At 69.0% G+C, this 429-nt stretch carries 1 pseudogene; it reads right to left on the reverse strand.

The features are described 5' to 3' along the window. Positions 1-429: pseudogene (locus OC446_RS30640) on the reverse strand (IS21 family transposase); the annotation flags it as partial.

The following is a 429-nucleotide window of genomic DNA, read 5'->3' on the forward strand; positions in this document are numbered from 1 at the left end:
AGACCTTGTCGCCGGCCACGTGGTTCTGGCGCATGGTCGGCGACAGGCGGCGCTCGAACTCGCGCATCAGGTCGCAGAAGCGCGAGTAGCCGTAGCCCTCGGGGCAGGCTGCCCTGTACTCCTCATGCAGGATAGTCATGGTGACGCCGGGGCGCTTCATCTCCCTGGCGAGGGCAGCCCAGTCCGGCTCGGGGCGCCGGCGCAAGCCGGTCTTGACGCCGCTCCTGGCGAACAGGCGCTGCTCGAGGAGGGCATCGGTGAGATCGGCGGGCAAGGGCCAGGTCAGCCCGGCGGCCTTGGCCCGTTTGAGGGTGTCCTGGACCGTGGAGCGGGCGGCTCCGACGGATCGTCCGATCGACCGGTCGCTTGCGCCGCTGGCGTGCAGGCGCAGGATGTGACGTATGGCTCTCATGGTCAGCCTTCTCTTTG

The organism is Microvirga sp. Mcv34 (assembly GCF_024519725.1).
In the GTDB taxonomy this organism is placed as follows: Bacteria; Pseudomonadota; Alphaproteobacteria; order Rhizobiales; family Beijerinckiaceae; genus Microvirga.